We start from the raw sequence: 23,069 nt of genomic DNA, 5'->3' as shown, positions 1-23,069 counted from the left end.
TACAATTTGTAAAGAATTAGATCAGTTTAAAGTTCATCGTTTTCTTTTTTGGTGCTACTTACATAAATCTCATCCTCCTCAACTTTAATTATTAAATTCCTAAAAGTAGCACCAAAATTATAATAACAACTCTATATAGTTTAAAAGATTTCACTTATAGTTAACATTTTTTATATACAATTTGCAAATTTTATTTCAAAGGTGTTAAATTAAAATGAGAATAGCAACTATTTTGTTTATGATATTATCAAACATACACGCAACTACTCTGGTCGTAACAGAGTCAATAAAAAGTGGTGTGCTAAACTCAAACTACAACTACATAGGAACTTTGTATTTTAGCGATAGATCCTCTCTTGCTTCAGAATTATCCGGCATAATAGATGAGATATATGTAAATGAGGGAGATAAAATCAAAAAAGGAGAACCTCTAGCAAGACTAAATAGTGATTTATTAACAAAAGAAATAAATTCTCAACAAGCATTACTAAAACAAGGTGAAGCACTACTAAAAAAGACAAAAAAAGAATTTCAAAGGTATGAATCTTTATATAAAAGCAATTCAATAGCTTATAAAGAATATGAAGATGCACTATATAATCTGCAAGCCCAAGAAGGTAATACAGATTCAATAGCTGCAAATTTAGGATACTTAAAAACACAAAAAGAAAAGAAAACAATTAAAGCACCATATGATGGGGTTGTGTTGCAAAAACTACTAAAGCAAGGAGAATGGGTTGGAAATGGTGATAGTATATTTAATATAGCTAAATTATCGCCACTAGAAGCAAGTATTGAAGTGCCTTTTGAGATATTGCGTTCGCTAAAAGTAGGAGATATAGTAGATACACAAATAGCAAACAAGAATTACAAAGCAAAAGTTCTAGCCTTGATACCTCTTGGAGATTCCAAAGCTAGAACATTTCCAATAAAATTAGCAATAGATGATGAAAATGGAGAACTAATAGAAGGACTTGAAGTTAGAGTAAGCTTAAATATATCAGATAAACAAAAAGCACTCTTTGTAGCAAGAGATTCAATTATCCCTATATATAAAGATGGCAAAACAAGTTATGTAATATTTATAGCTAAAGACAATAAAGCAAAACAAGTGGAAATAAAAATAAATGGCTATGAAGGGCTATATGCCTCAATTACACCACTAGAAGAACCTATAAACATAGATGATAAAGTAATAACTCAAGGACATGAAAGATTAAAAGATGGGCAAGAAATAAAAGAGCAAGAGGGTAAAAATTGATAAAAGCATTAATAAATAGACCAGTAGTAGTTATCGTAGGAATGATACTATTAGTATTGTTTGGCTCTTTAAGCCTAAGCACAATGCCATATCAGCTAACACCAAAAGTAACAAGACCTGTAATTTCAATATCAACTACCTGGAATGGTGCTACTCCATATGAGATAGAAAGAGAAATAATAGAAAGACAAGAACAAGCACTAAAAGGAATAGATAGTCTAGTTACCCTTGAATCTAGGTCAAGAAATAGTCGCGGTAATATAATTTTAGAGTTTGAAATAGGCACAAACCTAACTGAAGCTATGCTAAATGTAAGCAATAAACTAGATGAAGTAAAGGGTTATCCTGATGATATGGATAGACCAATTATTAGAGCCACTGGGGATGATACATCTCCTGTTGTTAGAATGATGCTTGTTAGCGATAATAAAAATGTCCGAGAATATAGGACTTTCTTTAACGAAAAAATTATTCAATATTTCGAAAGAATCGATGGAGTTGCTGAAGTATTTTTCCCCGGTGGAGACGATAGAGAGATTCATATTGTATTAGATTACAAAAAGTTAGCAGCCTTTGATTTAACTATTGATGATATTATAAACGCATTAGAGAAAGAAAATGTAAATATATCTGCTGGAACTATGAATTATGGTAGAAAATCATATAGAGTAAGAACCACAGCAGAATACAAAACCCCACAAATGATAGCTGATACTATAATATGGAGCGATGGATTAAAAAGAATAAAAATTAGCGATATTGCTGAAGTTAAAGAAGGTTTTGAAAACAAAACCACAGCTTCTTTATACAATGGACAAGAAGCATTAAATATATCAATAAAGCCAAATGCTGATGCAAATGTTCTAACACTAACTAATGAAGTAGAAAAGGTATTTAATGAGCTAAATGCTGGAATCTTACAAAAAGAAGGCTTGAGATTAGAATGGATGAATGACCAAAGAGGCTACATAGAACAAGCAATAGCACTAGTAAAGGGCAATATCATGGTAGGTGCAATTTTGGCTTGTTGTATGCTATTTATATTTTTAAGGTCAATTACTTCTACGCTGATAATTGCAGTTGCTATGCCACTTAGTATCTTTGGCACTTTTATAATCATGGCAGCTCTAGATAGAACGCTTAATGTAGTTTCACTTGCTGGAATCTCTTTTGCAGTTGGTATGCTTGTAGATTCTGCAATTGTTGTGCTAGAAAATATAGACAGACATAGAAAAATGGGCAAAGACTTCATAAATGCAGTAAGCGATGGCACTAGCGAAGTAATAGGTGGGCTAATTGCTTCTGTTCTAACTACTATTGCTATTTTTATACCAATTATAAACATGCAAGAAGAAGCAGGACAACTCTTTAGAGACATAGCAATAGCAGCTAGTAGTGCTGTGCTATTCTCACTTTTTGTCTCAATCATGGTTATACCTACACTTAGCTATCAGGCAAGCAAATTAAACTTTAAAAAACAAATAGAAAACAAAAAACTAAAAGAGCTATCAAAGATGATTGTTAATTTTGGATTTAGATTTGTGGATTTTGTTATGAAATTTGTAGAAAAATCAATGCAAAGCACAAAAAACAAAATAACAACCATACTTAGTCTAACTCTAATATCATTTGCTTTTAGTTACTTTTTGTTTCCAAAAATGGAATACCTCCCACAAGGCAATCAAAACTTCGTAATAAGCACCCTAAACCCACCACCCGGACTATCATATAATGAGAGACAAAAAATAGGCAACGACTTATTTTTATGCTTGAGTAATTATTTCTATTACAATGGTTATCAAGGTACAAATAAGATTCCGCCAATTGATAATATGTTCTATTTAGGAAGTGAAACATTTATGCAATTTGGACTAAGGAGCACAGAGATTAGCAGGGCTGGAGAGTTAATACCTCTTGCTAGATCTTGCATGGCACAAATACCGGGAGTTAGCGGATTTGCAACACAAACAGGTATCTTTGAGAGAAGAGGAGGACAAGGAAGAAGCATTGATGTAGATATAAGTGGCACAAATTTAGAAAATATAGTAGCAACTGCAATTTCAATGCAAAAAATAATTTATGATACATTTGGCAATGGGACACAAATAATACCTAGACCAAGTTTAGAATTACTCTTCCCAGAGCTAAACTTGTATCCAAATTCTGATAGGCTAAAAGCTGTCGGATTAGATGCAAGGAGTTTTGGAATTGCTATTGATGTGCTAATGGACGGCAGAAAAATATCAGAATACAAAGAAGAAGGTAGAGAAAAAATAGATTTAGTCTTAAAAACACAAGAATCTCAAATAACCTCTCCAGAAGAATTATATCAAGCTTCAATCTACACTCCACAAAGTGGGATTTTGCCTATATCATCACTAGCAATTCAAAAAATAGAATATGGCATAAACGAAATAAGACATTTAGAGAGAGATAGAACCGTCACACTTCAAGTAAGCCCGCCACCAAATATAACCATACAAGAAGCTATGGAGAGAATACAAGGCGATGTTATAAAGACAATACAAGATAATGGATCTTTTGGAGAAAACAAAATAACACTAAGCGGAAGTGCAGACCAACTAACAAAAATAAGACTAGCCTTAGAGGGAGGATTCTTACTTGCTGTGTTTATTATCTATCTATTAATGGCAGCTTTATATGAAGACTTTGTATATCCTTTTATAATTTTATTTACCGTGCCACTTGCTGTTGGTGGAGGTGTGCTTGGGTTGTGGCTTGTGAATTTATTAATAGCAAATCAGCCACTAGACATACTAACAATGCTTGGCTTTATAATTCTAGTAGGAATCGTAGTAAATAACGCCATTTTAATAGTGTATCAATCGTTGCACAATATAAGATTATATGGATTTGACCCACATCAAGCAATAATAAATGCAGTTAGAGTTAGGATTCGTCCAATTTATATGAGCACCCTTACCTCTCTATTTGGCATGCTTCCTCTTGTGCTTGTGCCGGGTGCTGGTAGTGAGATATATAGAGGACTTGGAGCAGTTATACTTGGCGGACTTACACTCTCTACATTTCTAACATTATTTGTTATACCTTGTCTTTTATCATTTTTTATAAAAAAGGAACTAAAACATGCAAAAATTACTAATATTTCTAGCTCTTCTAACTAGCACCAACTTATATGCACTAAGTATGCAAGAAGCTATAGACTTAGCACTAATTGCAAACCACAGCATAAAAGAACAAGAACACATATTAAATGAAACAAAATATAACTATAAAAGCTCACAAGGCAAATTCTATCCAAGTTTAAATATAACCTATGGACAAACTACATCAAATAGAAAAAACAATTACAACCAAAACACCACAAATTCATTTGGAGCAAATATTCAATACAATTTATTTAATGGCTTTAGCGATTTTTATAATACAAAATCACAAAAATATCTCTATGAAGCTCAAAAATATTACCTACAAAGCACAACTGAAGATATTATCCTACTAGTAAAGAGTGCATATATAAATATCCTGCGACAAAAGCAAAGTGTAATAGTCGCAAAACAATCAAAAGACTTACTAGAGGAGCAAAAAAGAGAAAGTGCGGAGTTTTATAGAGTAGGATTCATACCTAAAAATGACCTTCTAGCAGTTGAAGTAGAGCTAAATAAAGCAATACAAAACCTACTTTCTGCACAAAGTATGCTAAATTATTACATAAAAACTCTAGAGAGATATACAAGAATCAAAATAAATTTAGATGATATAAATGAACTACAACTACACACGCCAACGCTAGTAGAAGAGAAATTAAAATCCATAATGCTGGAAAAAAGGGCTGAAATTTTATACCTAGATAATATAATACAAAGCAAAGATAGCAATATAAAAAGTGCAAGAGGAGAGTTTTTACCAGATTTAAACCTAATAGGAGAATACACAAATAGTGATAATCTCAAAAACTCTAAAAATGTCAATAATGAAAGCACGATACAGCTTCAAGTTAGCATAAATATATTTAATGGTCTTAGCGATAAATATAATTTAGAATCTGCTAAAACAAACAAAATGGCTTTTACATCACAAAGGGCTAATTTAATAGAAGAGCTTGAGTTGCAACTATTTAATGCAATAGAAAATTATAATCTAGCATTAAATGCCTATGAAGTATCAAAAGTAGCACTAACACAGGCAGAAGAAAATTACAGAATCTCAAAAAATAGATATAAAGCTAGAATTATGAGCACTAGTGATTTTTTAGACGCAGAATATTTACTAACAGAAGCTAGAAGCAATGTTGTGCTAAATAGATATGCAATAATTCAAAGCTTAGCTGAAATAGAGAGGATAACACAAAGCAAACTAGTATCTTTTAAATAAATTTTTCGAAATTTAATTTGTTTTTTTTCTTTTTTTTTGATTTAATGCTAAAAATTTTTAAGGTTAAGGCATGAATCACTCAATAATAGTCCCTATCTATAATGTAGAAAATTATCTCAAAGAATGTTTAGATTCAATTATAAATCAAAGTTACAAAGACTTTGAGTTAATCTTAGTAAATGACGGAAGCACTGATAATAGTCTAAAAATAGCAATGCAATATGCAAAACAAGATTCTAGAATAATTATAATAGACAAACCAAATGGTGGGCTTAGCAGTGCTAGGAATGCTGGATTAGAATTTATAAAGCCACTAAGAGAAAAATTACAACAAGCATTAAAGGCAAAAACAGGCATACAAACTCTAAGTGAGGTAAATAGCTTTAACAAACAAAAGAAAAATATAGATATAAACACACTAAATAAGCACTTCACATTCTCTAAAAATCTAATAAAAACAGATTTAGAAAATGTAAATTCTATTCTTTTACAAGAAATGCCAAATGATCATTTCATACAATTTGTAGATAGCGATGATATGATAGATATAAATGCCACTAAATGCATAAGAGACAATGAATCTGAACTAACAATCTTTCAAGTAAAATCAACAAACGAAAAAGGCGAAGTAATAAAAAACATGTTTTCAGAACAATTCCACTATGTAGAAAACTATAAAAATGGTATGGAAATAGCACATATAGTATTACAAAGAACTGGATATTCATTTTACTTTGCATATCAAGGTGGGTTTAAAGCAGAAGTATTAAATAGATACAATCTAAGATTCACTCATAATATAATGCATGAAGACAATGATTTTGGGCTTATTTTATGTATGCTATCACAGGAAGTCAAAATGCTAAAAGATGAGATGTATATATACAGAATAAGAGAAGGCTCAATTACTAGCTATATAGACAAAAAGACAGAAATACCAATGCCAAAAAAACTACCTCCATATTTACAGAAAGTAAGAGATAAATTTCCAGATTTGACATATTTGAAAATTAGAGGAGCTTATAGAATTTATAGTTACTTAATTATTTATCTAAATATCTATAAATTCTTAGAAAATGGTGGTGTAAATAGCTGGGTAAATAAGAGCTATTATAGATTACTATATACTTGGCTTAACCAATATAGATACATAATAGAATTACTAGATGAAAACGAAAAAAGAGATTTATTACACATACTAATGCATACAAATGAAAAATATTTAAACCTATCACAAAATATAGATAAGGTATTATCTCAAGGCTAAGTTATGTATCCATAAACTTATGGCTTTAGCCTTATCAGCACTTGCTACTACCTGCTCCATACTTTCTCTCCATTGCTTCTTTGAAGAATTCCTTCTGACTTTTTGGAATCTTATCTGGATGATGTTTTTGCATATGTTCTAGATACTTATCATAGCTTGGCATTCCAACAAGTAAGTGTAAAAACCTATCAGATTTTTGATAGATTTTTACAAATCTTAAAAAGCTAATGCGTAGAAAATGCTTGATTTTCATAATCTTTTGTCTTTAGATATGAGCTTTCAGCTAATGGGATTGTATTTTGATTATTTACACATCTAATGCAAATTAGAATACTCTTTAAAGCAATCAAAATAGTTACAAACATAAAAAACGCACACAAAATAGCGTTTAAAAGATTATTATTTGCGATAGTTTGGAATTTAGCTACTTCTTTATTCATAGTTTCCACTAAAGATTTATCGCTAGTATTTACAATTTTTGCCAATAATTCATCTGCTTTAGATGAATTAATCTGCCAAAGTGCGATGTGACTTACAGAATCATGCACCTTCTCTCCATTTGCAGGAAGAAGCTTTAATGTCCCAGCATAAAGTGTGCTAACCAAAACCCAAGTAGCAGGTAGAATTGCAACCCATGCTAATCTTCCTTTGCCCATTTTGAAAAGCACAACAATAACCGCTAAAAGTGCCATACCAGCTAACATTTGATTAGACACACCAAAGAGTGTCCATAGTGATTTTATACCGCCTTGTGGGTCTGTTACGCCTTGATAGAGGATATATCCCCAACCAACTACACAAATAAGTGTAGCTAAGATTCCATAAAATATCGAATGGATATTACCAAAAGGCTTATATACATTACCTAGCACATCTTGCACCATAAATCGTCCAGCACGAGTCCCAGCATCAACAGCAGTAAGGATAAATAGTGCTTCAAACAAAATCGCAAAGTGGTACCAAAACGCCATTGAACCAGCATTAAAAAGTGGCACTTGTGAGATAATAGTAGCTAATCCTATAGCAAAGGTAGGTGCTCCACCGGTTTTACTTAATATGCTTGGTTCTCCAATTTCCTTTGCAGTACCTAGTATTTCTTCAGGCGATATAGTAAAGCCCCAAGAGCTAATAGTCTGTGCTGCAATTACAGCTGCATCGCTAACCTCCTTTATTCCTGCTGTGCCAAGTCCTGCAGGTGCAACATTAATAGCAAAATATAAGCCCGGAGTTAAGATAATCGCAGCAATTAACGCCATAATAGCCACTGCAGATTCCATTACCATTGAGCCATAGCCAACCATTCTTGCATGAGATTCTCTCTCTAGCATTTTAGGTGTAGTTCCACTTGAGATTAATGCGTGGAATCCACTTATCGCACCACAAGCAATGGTGATAAATAAAAATGGAAATAACTGCCCACTAAAAACCGGTCCAGTTCCATCAATGAATTTCGTAACACTACCAAACTGCACTTCAGGTGCTACAATCAAGATTCCACCAGCCATAAGCACAATAACACCAATTTTTAAAAATGTGCTTAAATAATCGCGTGGTGCTAAAAGAAACCACACAGGCAAAATTGCAGCAATAAATCCATAAGCTATCATTATGTAAGTCAGAGTAGTAGGGCTAAGAGTAAAAATTACTGCAAGCTCAGGGTGCTCTGCTACATATCTACCATAATAAAGTGCCAAAAGCAAAAGGACAAAGCCAATAATACTTGCCTCACCAATCTTGCCCGGTCGTAAAAATCTCATATGAATCCCCATATAAATAGCAATAGGAATAGTCATGGCAATGGTAAAAAGTCCCCAAGGAGATTCAGCTAAAGCATTTACAACAACAAGTGCTAAGATTGCAATAATTAGCATCATAATGCCTAGTATCCCAACCATAGCTATACTCCCAACACCTTTGCCAAGTTCAAGCTTTATAATCTCGCCAATAGATTTACCATTTCTTCTAGTTGAGATAAAAAGTACTGTAAAATCATGTACTGCACCAGCCAGCACAACACCAACAACAATCCAAATCATACTAGGTAGATACCCCATTTGAGCCGCTAGAATTGGTCCTACTAGCGGTCCTGCTCCAGCAATAGCTGCAAAATGATGTCCAAAAAGAACTATTTTATTTGTAGGAACAAAGTCTCTACCATCATTTTGCACCAACGCAGGTGTAGCACGATTATCATCAAGCTCTAATACTTTCTCTGCAATATACTTTGAATAATATCTATAACCAATAGAATAGATACATACCGCAACAACAATAATCCAAATAGCAGAAATGCTCTCTCCAGTGTGCAGTGCTAAAACTCCAAAACACCACGCACCAATTAAAGCAACAATGCCCCACAAGATATGACTGGCTATCTTGTTCATATTTTCTCCTTTAAATCAGCATGAGAAAATATTATACATTTGTAATATTAAATAAGCAATCGTAACATGCATAATTCTGTGATGATTCGAAGCTATATACAACAATATGTTAAAGATAGTAACATTAGAATTTATAATTGTGTATAAACTTCACTAATTCTATTGCATTTTCTCTTGGCAAATCAGGCAACATACCATGTCCTAGATTAAATATATGTCTTTTGCCTTTCATTATCTCTAGTATTTCTTTAGCACCACTTAGCATTGAATCTCTATTGTAGATTCTGCATGGTTCTAAATTGCCTTGCAATACATATTTATCTCCCAAAAGATTCTTAGCTTGTAATAATGGTGTGCTCCAATCAACTCCAAAGACATCAAACTCTCCATCTATTCTGTCTAAAAAGCCAGAAATCCCCTTTGGAAATAAAATCACAGGAATATGTGGATACTCTTTTTTAATCTCTTGTGCAATATCCTTTAAATACTCCCAAGAAAACTCAAAGTAACTATCGCACTCCAATGCGCTAGCCCAAGAATCAAATATCATAACAGCATTTACACCAGCTTTTATTTGGCACTTTAGATACTCTTTTAGGTTATGGGTGATTTTCTCTAACAATGCATGCAATAACTCCTTATTGCTATATAGAATCTTTTTTGATTTTGCATAAGTTTTGCTCCCCTCACCTTCTACCATATAAGTAGCCAATGTCCATGGAGCACCGCAGAATCCTATTAACGCCTTATCTTTGTGTAACTTCTCTCTTGTTAGAGATATAGTATCATACACATAATTTAGCCTAGAGCTAGAATCTAAGCTTAAAGATTTAACATCACTAAAACTATCTATTGTTTTAGAAAACTTAGGTCCTTCACCTTTAAAAAATCCAAGCTCCATTCCCATTTCCATAGGAACCACCAAAATATCACTAAATAAAATTGCAGCATCAACATCTAAAATATCAACAGGTTGCAAAGTAACCTCACTTGCTAGTGCTGGATTCTTACACAAAGATAGAAAATCACCAGCCTTGCTTCTAACTTCCATATATTCGCTTAAATATCTACCAGCTTGTCTCATAAACCACACAGGAGTATATGGAGTATCTTTACCAAAACATGCATCAACAAAAATCATTTTCTGCCTTTATTAAATTTTTGCATATTTTATCTAAGCAAAGTAGCATTTATGCTAAAATTTCAAGCAAATTAAAAGTTAAGGTATCAAGCAATGATAGGCTCACTTGTAAAGAAAATTTTAAGCAGTAAAAACGACAGAATCGTAAGTCAATACAAAAAAGAAGTAAGAAAGATAAATGACTTAGAAGAGACATACCAAAAATTAAGCGATGAGGAATTAAAGCAAGAGTTTTTGAATCTAAAAAAAGAAGTCCAAGATTCAGAAAATAAAAATGAAGCGTTTAAAAAAGCCCTACATAGGTCATTTGCAATAACAAGAGAAGCAAGTAAAAGAGTGCTAAATATGAGGCATTTTGATGTGCAGTTAATTGGTGGTATGGTACTTAATGATGGCAAAATCGCCGAGATGAAAACAGGTGAAGGTAAAACACTAGTAGCAACACTACCAGTATGTCTAAATGCAATGATAGGCAGTGTGCATGTAGTAACCGTAAATGACTATCTAGCACAAAGAGATTCTGATGTTATGCGACCATTGTATGAGTTTTTGGGTTATAAAGTTGGAGTGGTAGTATCAAATAAATATGATGATAATGATAGATTGATGCAATATTCTTGTGATATTGTATATGGGACAAATAATGAATTTGGCTTTGACTATCTAAGAGATAATATGAAATATAGCTTTGATTCCAAAGTGCAAAAAAGCCATTTTTATGCAATAGTCGATGAAGTAGATTCGATTCTAATAGATGAAGCAAGGACACCACTTATAATATCAGGTCCAGCAAATAGAACACTTGATAATTATAAAATTGCCAATAATGTTGCATTGAAGTTAAAAAATGAAGAACACTATAATGTAGATGAAAAAAATAGAACAATAATCCTAACAGAAGAAGGTATCACAGAAGCGGAAAAATTATTTAAAATAGATAATTTATACAGCATAGAAAACTCCATTTTGGCACATCACTTAGACCAAGCGTTAAAGGCAAATTTACTATTCAAAAAAGACAAAGACTATGTATTAAGAGATGGTGAGGTTGTAATTGTAGATGAATTTACAGGTAGGCTTAGTGAAGGTAGAAGATTTAGCGAAGGATTACATCAAGCACTAGAAGCAAAAGAAGGGGTAAAAATTAAAGAAGAATCCCAAACATTAGCAGATATAACTTACCAAAACTATTTTAGACTCTATGACAAACTAGCAGGTATGACAGGAACTGCACAAACTGAAGCTAGTGAATTTTTAGAAATATACAACTTAGATGTTGTATCAATCCCTACAAATGTTCCAGTTGCTAGAAAAGATCTAAATGACTTAATATATAAAACAGAAAAGGAAAAATTCAAAGCCTTAGTAGATAAAATAGTAGAACTAAATAAAAAAGGACAACCAATATTAGTTGGAACTGCCTCAATAGAAAAAAGTGAAACTATACATGAGCTATTAAAAGCACATAGAATCCCGCATTCTGTGCTAAATGCAAAACATCACGCACAAGAAGCAGAAATAATCAAAGATGCAGGTAAAAAAGGAGCAGTAACAATTGCTACAAACATGGCAGGTCGTGGTGTGGATATAAAAATAGACGATGAAGTAAAAGCTCTTGGAGGACTATATATAATAGGAACAGAAAGACATGAATCAAGAAGAATAGATAATCAACTAAGAGGTAGAAGTGGAAGACAAGGAGATCCTGGAACAAGTCAGTTTTATCTTAGCTTAGAAGATTCACTGCTCAGAATCTTTGGCAGTGATAAGATTAAAAAAATAATGGATAAGCTAGGACTAGATGAAGGAGAACACATAGAATCTGGGCTTGTTACTAGATCTGTTGAAAATGCACAAAAGAAAGTTGAAAGTATGCATTTTGAAGCAAGAAAGCATTTGCTCGAATATGATGATGTAGCAAATGAGCAAAGAAAAGCAATCTATAAAGTAAGAAATGACTTGCTAAATCCAAACCAAGATATATCACACAAAATAATAGAAAACAGACAAGAGTGTATCACAATGCTATTGCAAAAGGCAGAAATTTTTAGCGATGAAGATAATTTAGATTCACTAATATCAATAGCATTAGATGATTTTGGCGTGTCATTAAATAAAGAAGCACTCTTAGATTCATATAAAAACAACAACTCCTTTGAGCCATACATAGAAGAAGAACTAACAAAACAATATGAATCTAAAATGCAAAACCTAGATAGCCACACAAGAGCCGAAGTAGAAAAAATAGTCTATCTACAATCTTTAGATAATCTTTGGAGAGAGCATTTATATGTAATGGATAATCTAAAAACAGGAATCGGACTTAGAGGATATAACCAAAAAGACCCACTAACAGAATACAAAAAAGAAAGCTATAATCTATTTGTAGAATTAGCTGCACAAATTAAATACACATCAATTAAAATGCTACAAAAAATTCAACTAAATGCAAATGTAGCTGCCAATGAAGATGAAGCAAAAAAAGCAAAAGAAAGACTAAATGAGCTAAACAAAGAGGCAAGAGAAATGAGAAATGAGCCTCTATTTAAAGCAAAACCAGTAAGAAATGAGCCATGCCCTTGTGGAAGTGGTAAAAAATATAAAAATTGTTGCGGGATTAGTGGTCCTAAAAAGGGTATGCTTGCAAAGTAATATAGCACCATTTTTAGTAAGAAGATATTTAAGATTCAACAAATCCCAACCATTCATATCAATAGCTGCTATTCTTGCATTTTTAGGAGTATGCGTTGGGGTTATGGTGCTAATAGTTGCTATGGCATTAATGAATGGGTTTGATAAAGAATTCCAAAGAAAACTCTTTATAATGAATTACCCAATTACCATGATTGGGTTTGATATAAATAAACACACACTAGAAGATTTACAACAAAATTTCCCACATCTAAAAGCAAGTCCTTTTATACAAACACAAGCAATTTCAAAATCACAAAACACACTAGAGGGCGGTATTATCTTTGGGATTGATTATGAATTAGAATCACAAATTAATCCTGTTTTTAAAGAAGCACTAGAAAATACAAAAAGCTTTTATAAAAAAAACTATAACGAAGAGTATAAACAAGGAACTTTTGATGTAATAATTGGGCAGAATCTAGCCAACTTATACAATCTAAATTATCAATCAAATTTGCTACTAATTTTTACAAACTTAACACCAAATGCAATAACACTCGCACCAAGTATGAAAAACTTTAAAGTCAATGGTTTTTTTAGCTCGGGGCTTATAGCATATGATAAGGGCTATATATATACAAGCCTACAATCCCTTAGAATCCTAAAAAGCATGAAAGAAGATTCTTATGATGGAATCCACATATACTCTGATAATCCACAAAAAGACATAATAAAACTAAAAGAAACATATGTGGATAAAAGAATAGTAGGTTGGTGGGAGCAAAATGGAAACTTCTTTGCAGCATTAGAATTAGAAAAAAGAACTCTTTTTATAGTGCTTATGCTAATAATTTTGGTCGCTTCTTTAAATATCATAAGCTCACTTTTAATGACAATTATGAATCGCAGAAAAGAAATAGCACTGCTTCTAACAATGGGTGCTTCACCAAGAGAAATTAAAAAAACATTTCTATATCTTGGTAATTTAATAGGTATAAGCGGGATTATTTGCGGTTGTATCCTAGCTGCTATTGCATTATTCTTGCTATCTCATTTTCCAATTATATCCTTACCTGCTGATGTATATGGTAGCTCAAAATTACCTTTAGAATTATCTATATTTGACTTATGCTCCATATTATTTGGCTCATTATTAATAGTTTTTTTCTCATCATACTATCCGGCTAAAAAGGCGACAGAGGTGGATTGTTTGCAAGTTTTACGAAATGAGTAAATTTGAAAAAATTTTTGTAGAGATTACAAATTTCTGTGGGCTATCGTGCAAATTTTGCACCCCTAAGAAGAGTAATGACAAAATGCCTCTTTTGCTATTTGAAAAAATATGCAATGATATATATCCACACACAAAACTTTGTGCTTTACACATTCTAGGAGACCCGCTAAGCTTAGATAACATAGAAGAATATATAAAAATAGCAAAAAACAAAAACCTAAATTTAGAAATAACAAGCAGTGGTTTTTATTTAGATACCCACACCCAAAATATTCTCTTAAAATACAACAACATAAAGCAAATAAACATATCCCTAACAAGTGCCATATATCAAAATAAAGATATAAATTTAGATTCTTATTTTCAAAATATATTCTCACTATGTGCAAAACATAAAGAGTTAAAAAGTGAGACTTTTATAAATTTACGACTATGGAATTTAGATTCAAACTTTAAAGCACCAGATATAAATCAAACCATATACAAGATACTAGAAGAACACTTTAAAATTCGCATACACAACCATAAAACAAAATTATCATACAAGATTCATCTAATACAAAAGTCATTTTTTTCTTGGGAATTTAAAGACAAAGAACAACTTCATGGTAAATGCTATGGCACAATCTCTCAATTAGGAATCTTAACTAGCGGAGTTGTTGTTCCATGCTGCTTTTGCACAAAGGGAGAAATAAACTTAGGAGACATAGGCAAAAATAGTCTCCTAGATATAATAAACAACCAAAAAACACAAAAAATCAAACAAGGATTCTTAAATAATTTAAGAGTTGAATCCATATGTCAAAAGTGTAGCTACCCTAATTATATTTCTAATGTAAAAAATGCCTAACGCCAGTGAAATAAAGTGAGATTCCAAGCTCATTTGCACATTCTATTACTTCATTATCCCTAATGCTACCACCTGGCTCAATAATAGCACTAACTCCAACCTTATGAGCTTCTTCAATGCTATCTTTAAAAGGAAAAAATGCTTCACTTGCTAACACACAACCTTTTAAATCTAATCCCATATCCTTAGCCTTATTTATAGCACTCTTTGCTGCATCTACACGACTTGTCATACCCATTCCAACTGCTACCATAGCACTATTTTTCACATATACAACACAATTTGACTTAACTAAAGACGCAACTTTATATGCAATCTCTAAATCTCTTTTTTGCTCACAAGTTGCTTCTATATTTCCCATACACTTCGCATCTCTTACTTCGTTTTCACCAACACTATCGCTATTTTGAAGCAAGAATCCACCATCAATATGTTTAAAATCATAACTATCTTTAGGGAAGTCTAAATACTCTCCACCACATACAAAAATCTTTATCTTTTTTTTACTCTCAAACACCCTTAAAGCCTCATCTGTAATGCTTGGTGCAACTAGCACCTCTATAAAAATCTTATTTATCTCTTCTGCTAGGGCTTTATCTATATTGCCATTTATTGCCACCACTCCACCATAAGCAGATACACTATCGCATTTTAGAGCTTCTACATAAGATGTAAGCAGGTTTTCTTTTATTGCAAACCCACAAGGATTCCCATGCTTTACAATGCACACTGCTGGGACTTTTCCAAAACTTGAAGCAATCTTTACAGCACTATTTATATCAGTTAGGTTATTGAAGCTAATCTCACCCTTTAGCGTTTCAAATCTCTTAGAATAAAAATCACCAAATTCATAATAAGCACCTTTTTGATGAGGATTCTCACCATATCTTGTAGGAGATACCAAATTACCATAGATAAAATGCTTATCTCCAAACCCTACATTAAATCTCTCATTCATATAATTTGCAATCATACAATCATAACTTGCCGTATGCTCATATGCTTTTATCATTAATTTTTGTCGTAATTCTAATGTATTTTGATTGTTTTTTATCGCATTAAGAACCAAGCTATAATCCAAAGTATCAGTTACAATCATTACATCTTTGAAATTCTTTGCCGCTGCTCTAACCATAGATGGACCACCAATATCTATATTTTCGATAATCTCATCAAAATCATCTGTTCTTTGTATTGTTTCTTTGAATGGATAAAGATTCACGCATACTAAATTTATATCTTTAATTTCAAATTTTTTGGCTACTTCTACATCTTCTTTATTATCCCTTCTATGCAAGATTCCGCCGTGAATCTTAGGGTGAAGCGTCTTTACTCTTCCATCGAACATCTCAACACTGCTAGTATAAGCACTAACATCAATGGCATTAATTCCATTGTCTTGCAAATGCTTTAAAGTCCCGCCAGTAGATAGAATCTCATATCCACACTCCAATAATCCCCTAGCAAATTCTAATATCCCACTTTTATCACTAACACTAATTAACGCTGTCATTCCATCTCCTTAATTTCTTAATAATTTATTATAAAAATAACAACTGCACAAAAACAATATAAACATAGGTAGCAATATACTAAACTCTGGTGCTAAAAATCCACTCATAGAAAGCCTAGAAAAGCTAAAAAATATCCCCCATAACATAAGCACACATAAAATCATAATAAATCCTACAAAACCTAATGAAACATATCTATTAGAATTTGGCGTAAAATTTGATAGACATACCATAGCTAATGGTGCAAAAAATGGAAAAAACAAAAGATAATAAAGCGAACCACGCAATTTATCAATATTCACGCCTTGTGTTTTTAGTAATTCTATAGCCTCATAAGCATCGACTATAGATACACTACCATGCTTTTCATAAATATTATCAAGTATTTTTGGTTTGAACTTATTTAGGGTTTTAAAATTCTCTTCATAGCTTACTTGCAGAGGTTTATTATGCGATACATCATCATCTATTGTAGTTATCTTAGCACTATCCAATATCCAATCTACACCATCAAATCTAGCTTCTTTAGATTCAATAATACGCCTTATAGTTACATTATCTCTCATTTCATATATTTTGACATTAGAGGCACTTTGCAAAAGTGGAAAAATCTTTTCAAAATATATATAGTTATTATTATATTTTACAAACAAATCCTTCTTAAAACTACTTATAAAGCCCTGCTCTACTATTAAGTCCATTTTTTCTCTAGCATATGCAAATGAAGTTGTATTTAACAAAATATAAAAAATAGTAATTAAAAAACTAATTGCAAATATTGGATTAAAAATTCTAGCCTTTGAATATCCAAGAGATAAAAAAGCAGTAAATTGTGAACTCTTCAATAAAACTATAATAAATACTATCTGTGATAACACCAAAGATAATGGCAAAATAAAATTACTAGCATATATAAAACTATAAAACAAAAGTAATACAACCAAATTTGCAGAATCTGGCATTGAATCTAAATATTTCACAAAATCAATAAGAACAAAAAAACACTCTAAAGATACAAAAACTATCAAAAATGACTTCAAGTACAAAAAACTAATATATCTTGTAAATAAACTCATACTATCTCTTTTAAAGAATATTTTGACGATATTTTATTTAGCTCTATAAAACTATCTAATTTTGCAATCTCCAAAGCAGCATTAGCACAATGTTTTATTAAAGATTCATTATACTTTATCTCATCGGTTGTAAAATCACTTAAAACATATGAAGCTACTTGTTCTTTTAACTCTGGCTTACCTATTCCATATCTAATTCTACAGTATTCATTACCACACATAGAATCTATAGACCTTAGCCCATTATGACCACCGCTACCGCCACCAACTTTGAATCTCACAGCACCAAACTTTAAATCCAAATCATCATGTATAACTAAAAAACTAGAAACATTATAAAAATTTATAACAGATAAAACTGATTTACCAGATAGATTCATAAAAGTAGAGGGCTTTAACAAGAGTAAATCATTCTTCTTGTATAGCTCACCGCTAAAATCTTTATTGCTTTGAAGACTAGCCTCCAAAAAGGAGACTAAAAAATCCACAACCATAAAACCTATGTTGTGGCGATTATTTTTATATTTATTGCCCGGATTTCCCAAACCAACTATTAAAAACATTTAGCGAGATTTGATAACACCAACAATTGCAACATCATCTCTCTCAACAATTTTTACTCCATCATTTTTAGGTAAATCTCTAACAAGCACAACATCACCAACATCTAAATTGCTAACATCAATTTCATAATCTTTTGGTAATTTTTCAGGAGCTGCTTTAACCTTAATCCTCTTTTTAGACATCATTAAAACACCCTTATTTTTTAATCCCTTAGGAGTTCCAACGCATCTAACTTTAACAGAATATTTAGCCTCAATGCCATTTTGAGCTAACATTAAATCAACATGGATAATATCGCTAGTAATAGGATCTTTTTGATATTCTTGAATTACAACTGGATACTGCTTGGAGCCAACTTCAACATTAAATATCAAATCAGTCTTATTCTTAACTTCTCTTATAAATTCATTTCTTTTAAAAGCACAATGAATATTTTCCTTACCCTTACCATAGATATTGGCAATTAGATAACCATTTTTTCTTAACTGCTTAACTTCAGCTTTAGAAATACTCTCTCTAATTATTCCACTTAACATTTCTTAATCCTTAAAAAACAAAATAAAAGCTTTAATTATACCACCCTTTTATTGAAACCTACTTTAAAGTTCACATCTAATAATAAGGCAAGATTCATTGCTAATTTATTTTAACGAATCTAATATCTTAGAAAAAGCCACCTTAAAATCACTCAAGCCCTGCTCTAGTAATTCTTGCGATACAGATTCTAGGTTAATTCCTGCGTTTTTAACTAATTTAAAATAATCATCAAGTTCTGTATCATCTGGCAGATAAGCACCATTTTCTATAAGCGATTGCAGAGATTTTCTAGCTTGCATAAAAGCCTTGATTGTATTTAATGGTGCAGTATTTATCGTGTATGGATAGTATAATTCTTCTACATAATAGCTTGGTTCTAAAGTATCATCTTTAACACCAGTGCTTGCAAATAGTGCCCGAACAGCAGGCAATGAATACTTATCTATTATTTTATATAGCTTTTGTGCATTTTTAACCCCAAGAGTAGCATTAGCAATTCCTGCATTCTTTAAAATCTCATCACATTTCCTATCAAACCTAGATACAAATATGCTAATAACAGCCCTTGGTAATTCTCCTATATCCTTTTTATAATCTCTTTTTAATGTTTCATATCCTGCTTTTAGAGATTCCATACATTCTATTACTTGACTTTCTGAAAATACAAGAGTGATATTTACTGGTATTCCTTTACTTATTAGCTTCTCTATTGCTACATATCCAGCCTTTGTAGCAGGGACTTTTATCATTACATTAGGATAGCCAATCTCCTTGTATAATCTCTCACCCTCTCTTATAGTTCCCTCTGCATCATCGCATAGGTTTGGATCTACTTCTATGCTTACATACCCATTGTTTATATCTTTATTATACATAGGAAGCATGATTTCTGCCGCTCTTTGTATATCTCTTTTTGCTATAGATTCATATATTTCCTTTGGCTCTTGTGTAGCTATTTCTTTCTTTTGAGATTCATAGCTTTTATTTAACAATGCTTGTTGAAAAATAGCAGGATTACTAGTAACCCCATTTATAATCCCACTTTCAATTAATTCTATAAACTCTCCCTCTAAAAAGTCTCTCTCTACAAAATCACACCACAAAGAAAATGAAATATTTGACATAACAAACCCTTAAATATATTTTTTTATCAAAGACAGATCTTTTGTATCAATTACGATATTAGCAGCAGACCTTAATTTTTCCTTCGCACAAAATGCAACTTTTTTAGCAGAATGATAGAACATAGATAAATCATTTGCACCATCGCCAACCGCTATTGTATCTTCATATGATACACCAAGCAGTTGTTGAATCTTCTCTAACATTCTACCTTTAGAATAAGAAAACATCATCTCTCCACCAACAGACCCAGTTAAGATTCCATTTGCATGATGAAGAGTGTTGCTAAAGTGCATATCATATCCAAGTGCCTCTTTACCAGCACTAACCCCCTCATCAAATCCACCGCTAAAGACAACAACCTTATAATCTCTTTCCTTTAGAAACTCTATTATTTCCTTTGCACCTTTGTTATACACTAGCTTTGAGCATACAGAATGAACATCTCCTAAAGACATGCCTTTTAGCGTTGCAACTCTTTTTTTAAGGCTATGATAAAAATCAAGCTTACCTTCCATTGCTTCTTTTGTAATAGCACTAACTTCAGCTTCCCTTCCATAAGCTTTAGCTAACAAATTTATAGTCTCGCCGTCCATTAATGTAGAATCAAAATCAAATACTGCAAGTTTCAAACAATACCCCTAAATCATATACCTAATTTTTGCTCTAGTTTTACAATTCTATCCCAAGTCTCAATAATAGAATCTGGATTTAGAGAAATTGAAGTTATGCCATTTTCCACTAAAAATTCAGCAATTTCTGGATAATCACTAGGTGCTTGACCACAAATTCCACAATATTTATTATGGCGCTTACATGCTTCAATTGCGATTTTAAACATTTTAAGCAATGCTGGATTCCTCTCATCAAAAACATGACTTACAAGCTCACCATCTCTATCAACGCCTAAAGTAAGCTGCGTTAGGTCATTTGAACCAATTGAGAATCCATCAAATAATTGCAAAAACTCATCTGCTAATATTACATTTACAGGCAATTCACACATAACATATATCTCAAGCCCATTTTCGCCCTGCACTAGACCATTTTTACGCATTATCTCTAGCACTCTTCTTCCCTCATCAGGGGTTCTAAGGAATGGAATCATAATTTTCATATTAGAAAATCCCATTTCATTTCTAGCCATAGCAAGTGCCTCACACTCCCATTCAAACGCTTGTAAATACTCCTTAGAATAATATCTACTAGCCCCACGATAGCCAATCATTGGGTTTTCTTCGTGTGGCTCATAATCTTTACCGCCAACCATTCTGCAATATTCATTAGACTTAAAATCACTTGTTCTAACAATAACTGGCTTTGGATAAAAGGCTGCTGCTATCATTCCAACACCTTCTGCGATTTTTTTAATAAAGAAGTCTTTAGGATTTGCATAGCCAGACATAATCTCTCTTACGCCCTCTACTCCATCAAACTCTTTATTTCCATTATTTAGCTCTATTAAAGCTAGAGGGTGGGCTTTAATATAGTTGTTAATAATAAACTCCATTCTAGCAAGCCCAACACCATTATTTGGTATCATGGAGAAAGAAAATGCTTTTTCTGGATTTCCGATATTCATATATATCTTTGTTTTTGGTTGTTCTAGTGATGCTAAATCGATTTTTTCAATTTCATATTCATGGATTCCACTATACACAAAGCCATCTTCGCCCTCTGCACAAGAGACCGTTACTTCCATTCCAGTTTCTAACTTTTCAGTTGCACCAACAGCACCAACAATAGCAGGTACTCCAATTTCCCTAGCAACAATTGCAGCATGGCAAGTCCTACCACCACGATTTGTAATTACAGCAGAAGCTTTTTTCATAGCAGGTTCCCAGTCAGGATCAGTATTATCAGTGACTAGAATCTCTCCTTGCTTTAACTCACCCATATTGTTTATATTATCAATTACTCTAATTTTACCAGTACCAATTTTGCCACCAACTGCTTTACCACATAAGATAACTTCCTTTTCATTTTTATTTTTAAAGAAATATTTCTCTAAAGTATTGCTTTGTTTTTTCATCTTTTGGCTTTGCACAGTCTCTGGACGCGCTTGGACTATAAATATCTCTCCGCTATTACCATCTTTTGCCCATTCCATATCCATAGGGCGATACTCTCCAGCTTCTTTTGTGTAGTGTTTTTCTATTAGCATAGCATATCTAGCTAGAGTGAGAACCTCATCATCACTTATAGAAAAACTTCTTAATTCTTCTTCTGTTGTTTCTATATTTTTTGTAGGGTGTTTTGCTCCCGGTGCTGCATATACCATTTTTATGTTTTTATATCCTAGCTGTCTTTTTAGAATAGGACGCTTACCAAGCTCTAATGCAGGTTTAAACACATAAAACTCATCTGGATTTACAGTCCCACCAACTACATTTTCACCAAGCCCCCATGAAGAAGTTATAAAAACCGCATCTTTAAATCCTGTCTCTGTATCGATAGAAAACATAACACCAGCACTACCCTTATCAGCTCTAACCATTTTTTGCACACCAACAGATAGCGCTACTTTAAAATGATCAAATCCCCTTGAAGCTCTATAACTCACAGCTCTATCTGTAAATAAAGAAGCAAGACATGATTTAATGTAATGAATTAATTCTGTTTGACCTTGCACACTTAAATATGTATCTTGTTGTCCTGCAAATGACGCATCTGGTAAATCTTCAGCAGTAGCAGAACTTCTAACTGCAACATCAGCTTCTTCCATTCCATATTCTTCACTTAAGATTCTGTAAGCTTCTAAAATTTCCTCTCTCAAATCAGAAGGAAGTGGTGTGCCAAAAATCATATCTCTAATCTTTTTTGAACGCACATTTAAAACATCTATTTCAGTAACATCAATCCCTTCTAAGAGTTCTCTTATTTTATCTCTAATCCCCGCACTATCTAGTAAATACCAATATGCTTCACTTGTAATTGCAAATCCATTTGGAACTTTAATCCCCATTGGTACAAGCTCTTGAAACATTTCCCCAATACTTGCATTCTTACCACCTACAATTGGCACATCTCTATTATTAAGCTCTTTAAAAAACTTAATATATTTCATAGCACTACTCCTTACCCTTATGGCTGTCGATAAAGTTAAACATTCTACTTAAAGTAAGTTTA

The 23,069-nt window shown here is 32.4% G+C and carries 17 protein-coding genes; 7 read left to right on the top strand and 10 right to left on the bottom strand.

Going from position 1 to position 23,069, the window contains the following annotated elements:
- The first annotated feature begins 214 nt into the window (after positions 1 to 214).
- The 4 genes from PF022_RS00905 to PF022_RS00890 all read left to right on the top strand — a co-directional run bounded on the left by PF022_RS00905 (position 215) and on the right by PF022_RS00890 (position 6,884).
- Positions 215 to 1,261: an efflux RND transporter periplasmic adaptor subunit gene (locus PF022_RS00905; protein ID WP_271021155.1), complete on the top strand. Its 1,047-nt coding sequence runs from the start codon at positions 215 to 217 to the stop codon at positions 1,259 to 1,261.
- Entirely contained in the window at positions 1,258 to 4,407 is a 3,150-nt protein-coding gene (locus tag PF022_RS00900; protein WP_271022470.1) for an efflux RND transporter permease subunit, read from the top strand. The genes PF022_RS00905 and PF022_RS00900 overlap by 4 nt, the downstream gene beginning before the upstream one ends.
- Positions 4,370 to 5,617, top strand: a complete 1,248-nt coding sequence (locus PF022_RS00895) for a TolC family protein (protein WP_271022469.1) — start codon at positions 4,370 to 4,372, stop codon at positions 5,615 to 5,617. Before PF022_RS00900 ends, PF022_RS00895 begins: the two co-directional genes overlap by 38 nt.
- 70 nt (positions 5,618 to 5,687) lie before the next feature.
- Positions 5,688 to 6,884, top strand: a complete 1,197-nt coding sequence (locus PF022_RS00890; protein WP_271022468.1) for a glycosyltransferase family 2 protein — start codon at positions 5,688 to 5,690, stop codon at positions 6,882 to 6,884.
- Between the two features lie 34 nt (positions 6,885 to 6,918).
- Here the strand turns inward: PF022_RS00890 and kcuS are convergent, their stop codons facing one another.
- From kcuS to hemE, 3 genes are all read right to left on the bottom strand, one after another.
- The gene (kcuS, locus tag PF022_RS00885; protein ID WP_271021159.1) at positions 6,919 to 7,137 is read right to left on the bottom strand and encodes a KCU-star family selenoprotein; all 219 of its coding nucleotides are present in this window, start codon (positions 7,135 to 7,137) and stop codon (positions 6,919 to 6,921) included.
- Entirely contained in the window at positions 7,109 to 9,268 is a 2,160-nt protein-coding gene (locus PF022_RS00880) for a carbon starvation CstA family protein (protein WP_271022466.1), read from the bottom strand. Before PF022_RS00880 ends, kcuS begins: the two co-directional genes overlap by 29 nt.
- Positions 9,269 to 9,392: 124 nt before the next feature.
- Positions 9,393 to 10,409 carry a uroporphyrinogen decarboxylase gene (hemE, locus tag PF022_RS00875; RefSeq protein WP_271021161.1) on the bottom strand — a complete coding sequence of 339 codons (1,017 nt, stop codon included), beginning with the start codon at positions 10,407 to 10,409 and terminating at the stop codon, positions 9,393 to 9,395.
- Positions 10,410 to 10,502: 93 nt separating this feature from the next.
- Here hemE and secA point away from each other — a divergent pair, with 93 nt between their 5' ends.
- Genes secA through PF022_RS00860 form a run of 3 tightly spaced genes read left to right on the top strand, consistent with a single transcriptional unit; the run spans position 10,503 to position 15,127 of the window.
- Positions 10,503 to 13,061: a preprotein translocase subunit SecA gene (gene secA, locus PF022_RS00870; RefSeq protein WP_271021162.1), complete on the top strand. Its 2,559-nt coding sequence runs from the start codon at positions 10,503 to 10,505 to the stop codon at positions 13,059 to 13,061.
- Positions 12,997 to 14,277: an ABC transporter permease gene (locus tag PF022_RS00865; protein WP_271021482.1), complete on the top strand. Its 1,281-nt coding sequence runs from the start codon at positions 12,997 to 12,999 to the stop codon at positions 14,275 to 14,277. Before secA ends, PF022_RS00865 begins: the two co-directional genes overlap by 65 nt.
- A complete protein-coding gene (locus PF022_RS00860) occupies positions 14,270 to 15,127 on the top strand; it encodes a radical SAM/SPASM domain-containing protein (protein WP_271021163.1) in 858 nt (285 codons plus the stop codon). The genes PF022_RS00865 and PF022_RS00860 overlap by 8 nt, the downstream gene beginning before the upstream one ends.
- On the opposite strand, the gene purH is transcribed toward PF022_RS00860, so the two are convergent.
- From purH to ppsA, 7 genes are all read right to left on the bottom strand, one after another.
- Positions 15,108 to 16,640 (bottom strand): bifunctional phosphoribosylaminoimidazolecarboxamide formyltransferase/IMP cyclohydrolase, encoded by a 1,533-nt coding sequence (gene purH, locus PF022_RS00855; RefSeq protein ID WP_271021164.1) that lies wholly within the window; start codon positions 16,638 to 16,640, stop codon positions 15,108 to 15,110. The two genes, PF022_RS00860 and purH, sit on opposite strands and share 20 nt — an antisense overlap.
- Positions 16,641 to 16,649: 9 nt before the next feature.
- A complete protein-coding gene (locus PF022_RS00850) occupies positions 16,650 to 17,717 on the bottom strand; it encodes an LptF/LptG family permease (RefSeq protein ID WP_271021165.1) in 1,068 nt (355 codons plus the stop codon).
- Entirely contained in the window at positions 17,714 to 18,280 is a 567-nt protein-coding gene (gene pth, locus PF022_RS00845; RefSeq protein ID WP_271021166.1) for an aminoacyl-tRNA hydrolase, read from the bottom strand. Before pth ends, PF022_RS00850 begins: the two co-directional genes overlap by 4 nt.
- Positions 18,281 to 18,817, bottom strand: coding sequence for a 50S ribosomal protein L25/general stress protein Ctc (locus PF022_RS00840; RefSeq protein ID WP_271021167.1), 537 nt, complete (start codon positions 18,815 to 18,817; stop codon positions 18,281 to 18,283).
- A 105-nt stretch (positions 18,818 to 18,922) separates the two neighbouring features.
- On the bottom strand, positions 18,923 to 19,942 hold the full coding sequence (locus PF022_RS00835) for a transaldolase (RefSeq protein ID WP_271021168.1): 1,020 nt from the start codon (positions 19,940 to 19,942) through the stop codon (positions 18,923 to 18,925).
- Between the two features lie 9 nt (positions 19,943 to 19,951).
- Complete coding sequence (gene serB, locus PF022_RS00830; RefSeq protein ID WP_271021169.1) at positions 19,952 to 20,572, bottom strand: phosphoserine phosphatase SerB; 621 nt, start codon at positions 20,570 to 20,572, stop codon at positions 19,952 to 19,954.
- A 14-nt stretch (positions 20,573 to 20,586) separates the two neighbouring features.
- A complete protein-coding gene (gene ppsA, locus PF022_RS00825; protein WP_271021170.1) occupies positions 20,587 to 23,007 on the bottom strand; it encodes a pyruvate, water dikinase in 2,421 nt (806 codons plus the stop codon).
- Between the last annotated feature and the right edge of the window lie 62 nt (positions 23,008 to 23,069).

Source organism: Helicobacter sp. WB40 (genome assembly GCF_027859275.1).
Classification (GTDB): Bacteria; Campylobacterota; Campylobacteria; order Campylobacterales; family Helicobacteraceae; genus Helicobacter_D; species Helicobacter_D ibis.
This window is presented reverse-complemented; position numbering and strand designations above follow the sequence as displayed.